Origin of the sequence: Myxococcus llanfairpwllgwyngyllgogerychwyrndrobwllllantysiliogogogochensis (genome assembly GCF_006636215.1) — a bacterium.
GTDB lineage: Bacteria > Myxococcota > Myxococcia > Myxococcales > Myxococcaceae > Myxococcus > Myxococcus llanfairpwllgwyngyllgogerychwyrndrobwllllantysiliogogogochensis.
Genome location: NZ_VIFM01000549.1, coordinates 1 through 1,168, shown reverse-complemented (window position 1 = coordinate 1,168; position 1,168 = coordinate 1). Strand labels below are relative to the sequence as shown.

The window sequence follows — 1,168 nt, the reverse complement described above, 5'->3', positions numbered from 1 at the left end:
GCACGCCTCCGCGGGCGCGGGCGGAGGCGTGCCCCCAGCCGGCACCTGGGCGGTGGCCGTGGAGGAAGCGACGAGCAGCGCCGCCAGCAGGACGTGAGACATGGGCAACGATCTCCAGGGCCGCTCGGGGCGGCCGGGTCGGAAAGGCGGGCGATTCAAGCCACGGGACAGGGGGGTGTCAACGCCAACCGGGACGCGAGTTCGCGCCGTCAACGACAGGACGTCCAGGGTCATTTCCCTGTCCTCCCCCGGGGTTGGCACTTCGGACAGGCATAAGTGGTGCGTCCGGCCTGGGTGAAGGACTCCACCGGCGAGGCGCACTTGGAGCACGGGCCGCCACCGCGCCCATACACCAGGAACGGGTTCTCGGAGCCACCATCCTCGAGGTACACGGGCTCCTCGCCCTGCTGCTCCTCGAGGCCGAAGTCGATGCTGGCCCGGATGGCCTGGACCAGCCGCTTCCAGTCGTCCGGGGTGAGGGTGGAGGGCTTCCGGGCGGGGTGGAGGCCCGCGCGAAACAGGGCCTCCGCGGCGTGGATGTTGCCCAGGCCGGCGATGCGCGCCTGGTCCATCAAGGCGATCTTCAGGTCCTGTTTCGAGGACGCCACGGCCTGTTCGAGCTGGCCGGAGGTGAGGCCATCCGCCAGCGGGTCGCGGCCCAGGGCCTTCACGACGTCCAGGGAGCGCAGGCCCGCGGAGGGCGTCGGCTCCATGCGGCCGAACATGCGCGCGTCGGCGAAATGGAGCACCTGCCCGTTGTCCAGGTGGAAGCGGGCGCGGCTGTAGGGGACGACGTCGCCTTCGGAGCGCCGGACGAACTTGCCCGTCATGCCCAGGTGGCCGAGGAGGCCTCGGCCTTCCTCGAAGGCGAAGAGGAGGTACTTGCCTCGCCGGACGAGGGACTCCAGCCGGCCGTGAAGCAACGCGAAGTGGCCGCGCTCGGCGCCGCGAAAGACGCGGGTGTCATCCGCATCCGCGCGCACGAGGCGTCGTCCATCGAACCAGCGCACCAGATTGCGCCGGGCGATTTCCACTTCGGGTAACTCAGGCATCCGCTCGGGCACATAGCACCGGCGCCCTCCCAGCCCACGCATTTCTTGCGCCTGTCGTCTCGCGCACATGCCCCGGGGCGCCGGCGGCGGTGCCCCGAGCACCCCCACCCCAGGCC

General features: G+C 71.1%; 1 protein-coding gene and 1 pseudogene. Both read right to left on the bottom strand.

All coding sequences use genetic code 11. The annotated features are described in order from the left end of the window. Window positions 1-234, bottom strand: a pseudogene (locus tag FJV41_RS56960) (TIGR04551 family protein); the annotation flags it as partial. After that, window positions 231-1,168, bottom strand: a 938-nt coding sequence (mutM, locus tag FJV41_RS49225; RefSeq protein WP_246137908.1) for a bifunctional DNA-formamidopyrimidine glycosylase/DNA-(apurinic or apyrimidinic site) lyase, incomplete at its 5' end; no start/stop codon positions are given. The gene mutM and the pseudogene FJV41_RS56960, both read right to left, overlap by 4 nt.